Source organism: Methylobrevis pamukkalensis (genome assembly GCF_001720135.1).
Taxonomy (GTDB): domain Bacteria; phylum Pseudomonadota; class Alphaproteobacteria; order Rhizobiales; family Pleomorphomonadaceae; genus Methylobrevis; species Methylobrevis pamukkalensis.
The window spans coordinates 1-3,672 of sequence record NZ_MCRJ01000203.1 but is presented as its reverse complement, the minus strand read 5'-3'; the positions used below and the strand labels follow the sequence as shown (position 1 = coordinate 3,672).

3 protein-coding genes and 1 pseudogene are annotated in these 3,672 nt (G+C 69.9%); all 4 read left to right on the top strand.

Annotated features, from left to right (window positions below):
* Positions 1–362: 362 nt before the first annotated feature.
* Positions 363–737: pseudogene (locus tag A6302_RS26345) on the top strand (HD-GYP domain-containing protein); the annotation flags it as partial.
* Positions 738–792: 55 nt separating this feature from the next.
* Complete coding sequence (locus A6302_RS23750; RefSeq protein WP_245294169.1) at positions 793–1,110, top strand: HD-GYP domain-containing protein; 318 nt, start codon at positions 793–795, stop codon at positions 1,108–1,110.
* Between the two features lie 61 nt (positions 1,111–1,171).
* Positions 1,172–1,690: a putative pterin-binding protein gene (locus A6302_RS19670; protein ID WP_069308444.1), complete on the top strand. Its 519-nt coding sequence runs from the start codon at positions 1,172–1,174 to the stop codon at positions 1,688–1,690.
* The coding region (locus A6302_RS19665; RefSeq protein WP_069308443.1) for a response regulator at positions 1,687–3,672 on the top strand (1,986 nt) is incomplete at its 3' end. The genes A6302_RS19670 and A6302_RS19665, both read left to right, overlap by 4 nt.

Below are 3,672 nucleotides of genomic sequence, written 5' to 3'. Positions count from 1 at the left end.
CATCGTTGGGAATTGAAGGGGAGAGTGAGCGCAATCCAGGTCGCAACCGAGGGGCCGTGCGTTGCAAGTTCTGATCGTCGATGACAACCGGACGAACCTGATGTTCCTGCACCGGCTCGCCGACCAGGTCGACGGCTGCACCGCGATTCCCTTCCTGGATCCGCGGGCGGCACTGGACCATGCCCGGGTCGCGGGCTGCGACATCGTTCTCGTCGACTACATGATGCCCGGCCTCGACGCGTCGAGTTCATCCGCCAGCTGCGTGCCCATGCCGCGACCGCCAGCGTTCCGGTGGTGATGATCACGGCCGAGGGCGAGGGCGACATCCGCTCCCGCGCGTGGAGGTCGGCGCGACCAGCTTCATGAAGAAACCGGTCGATCCGGTGGAGTTCAGGACGCGCCTGCGCAACCTGATCGCGCTGCGCCGCGCCCACAGGGCCGAGCAGTCGCGCGCCGAATGGCTGGCGGTCGAGGTGGCCCGGGCCACCCGGATGATCGTCGAGCGCGAGGAGGAAATCATCCTGCGTCTGGCGCGGGCAACCGAGCTTCGCGACGGTGGAACCGGCGAGCATATCGAGCGCATCGCCCACTACAGCGCGATCATCGCCGAGGAGTTGCGCCTGTCCGAGGCCTTCCGGCGCGACCTGTTCCTCGCCGCGCCGATGCACGACATCGGCAAGCTGGCCGTGCCCGACGCGATCCTGCTCAAGCCCGGAAAGCTGACGCCGGACGAGCGGGCGACCATGGAGCGCCACACGACCGACGGCCACCGCATCCTGGAAAAAGAGCTCCGTGCCGCTGCTGCAGATGGCGGCCGAGATCGCGCTCGGCCACCACGAGCGGGTCGACGGCACCGGCTATCCGCAGCGGCTGCGCGGCGACGAGATCCCGCTGTCCGCACGGATCGTGGCCGTCGCCGACGTCTTCGACGCGCTCACCGTCGCCCGTCCCTACAAGGACGCCTGGCCGGTGGAGCGGGCCTGCGAGCACATGGCTGCCGAACGCGGCCGGCATTTCGACCCGCATTGCCTCGACGCCTTCATGGAGCGGCTGCCGCAAGTCCTCGCCTGCAAGCAGGGCGGCGAGGTGCGGGCCGGTGCCGCCGCCTGATGCCCGCCGGTCGGTTCCGCCCTTCCTCCCACCCGTTCCATCATCCAGTCCGAATTCCCACATGACCCGTCGCAGTTTCCTCGCCACCCTTGCCACTCTTTCCGGCCTCGTCCTGCTGCCGGTCCTGCCGGCGCTGGCCGGCCCGCTGGCCGCGCCGACCGGCGAGGTCGTGCTCACCGTCTCGGGCAAGATCGCCCACACCAACGTCGACGGCACCGCGCAATTCGATCTGGCGATGCTCGAGGCGCTGGCCGGCCGCAAGGCGACGATGGAAACGCCCTGGACCGAAGGCAGCGTCACCTTCGAGGGGCCGCTCGGCCGCGCGATCCTGGAGACGGTCGGCGCCGAGGGCAGCACGCTCAGCGTGATCGCGCTCAACGACTATGCCGCCGAAGTGCCGGTCGAAGACTTCACCGATCACGACACGATCCTGGCAACCCGCCTCAACGGGGCGCACATGAGCGTGCGCGAGAAGGGGCCGCTGTTCCTGATCTATCCGTTCGATCAGGACCCCGGCCTCTACAACGAGAAGTATTTCTCGCGCAGCGTCTGGCAGATCCGGGCGATCGAGGTGAAATGAGCCTCGCGTCCGGCCTGCGCCTGTGCTGCCCGGGGCTCGACAGGGCCGCCGCCGCGGCGATCGGCCTCGTGCTGTTCTTCGTCTGCGCGGTCGTGGCGGTGTTCGCACTGCTGGTCGCCGGCGACCGGCGGATCACCGAGAGCGTCCGCGAGGATGCGGTCTGGTATGCCTACCAGCTCGACCGCGAGGCGCTGCGCCTGTCGTCGGTGATGGACGTCGACACCGAGCGGCTCGTGTTCCGCGAGGCGACACGCGGCTTCGACATCCTCTACAGCCGGCTCGGCCTGCTGAAATCGGGCAAGCTGCCGGCGGCCTTCGAGGCGGACGAGGCGTTCCATCGCCTGTCGGCGGAGGCCGTCTTCCGGATCGAGGCGATGACGCCCGCCTTCGACGCGGCGCTCGCGCGCGGCTTCTTCACGGATGCCGACCTCGGCTGGCTGCGCGCCGAACTGCGCAGTCTCCTGCCGCTCACCGGCCGGCTGGTGCTGGAGGCCAACAGCCGCAGCAAGCGGCTCACGGTGGAGGCGCGCGAGTGGGCGCTCGGCCTGCACTGGATGCTGGCGATTGCGGTTGCCGCCCTGACGCTGCTGATGATCGTCGTCGTCGTCGTGATGTGGCGGCAGATGATCGACCTGCGCCGCTCGCGCGCCGCGGTCGAGTATCTCAACGGCACGCTGGCGGCCAAGGCCGACGAGGCGCTGTCGGCCGTCCGGGCCAAGTCGATGTTCCTTGCCACCATGAGCCACGAGATCCGCACGCCGATGAACGGGGTGATCGGCGCGGCGGGCCTGCTGCTCGACACGCGGCTCGACCGCGGCCAGCAGGATCTCGTCCACACGATCAACGCCTGCGGCGAGGCGCTGCTCGACGTCATCAACGATGTTCTCGACTATTCGAAACTGGAGGCGGGCAAGCTCGAGATCGAGCGCGAGCCGGTCAGCCTCGCCGGCACCATCGCCTCGGTGCGCACCATCATGGAATCGCGCGCGCTGGAGAAGGGCCTCGACTTCCGCATCCTCGTCGACGACACGCTGCCGGCGCGGATCCTGTCCGACGAGGCGCGGATCCGGCAGGTGCTGCTCAATCTCGTCAGCAACGCGGTGAAGTTCACCGAGCGGGGCGGCGTGGTCGTGTCCGCCGGCCTGAAGACCGATCCGGACGGCACGCCCTGGATCGCCTTCAGCGTGGCCGACACCGGACCCGGCATCACGACCGAGGCGCGGGAGCGGCTGTTCCTGGACTTCAGCCAGCTCGAGGCCTCCATGGCCCGGCGCTATGGCGGGTCCGGCCTCGGTCTGGCGATCTGCAAGCGCCTCGCCGGCCTGCTCGGCGGACGGCTCGGGGTCGAGAGCGTGCCGGGCGCCGGCAGCCTGTTCTGGTTCGAGATCCCGGCGACCGTCGCCGAAGCCACGGGCGAACCCGAGCGCGTGGCCGCCGACCTGCGGCCCCGCAGCGCGCTCTCGCTGCTCGTGGCCGAGGACAATGCCGTGAACCGGCGCATCGCGGGCATGATCCTGCGCAAGCTCGGTCACAGCGTCGAGTTTGCCGTCGACGGCTTCGAGGCGGTCGAGCGGGTGCGCAACGGCAGTTACGACGTCGTGCTGATGGACCTGCAGATGCCGCGCCTCGACGGTCTGGAGGCGACGCGGGCGATCCGCGCGTTGCCCGGTGCGGCGGCGCATGTGCCGATCGTGGCGATGACCGCCAACGCCAGCGCCGAGGACCGCGCCGCGTGCCTTGCCGCCGGCATGGACGACTTCACCACCAAGCCCGTCGACCGCAGACAGCTGTCGGAGGCGCTGGCGAAGGTCGCGGGGCAGCGTCCGGACGCCGGACCCATGGCCGTGCCGCCCCCGGATCCGCCGGCGGCCGCCTTGGCGGCGACCTCGCCCGAGGCCGAGGGAGGCACCCGGGCGATGCTGCGCCGCGAATTCGGGGATGCGGTGCTCGGCGGAACTCACCCACCAGTTCTTCCTCGATGC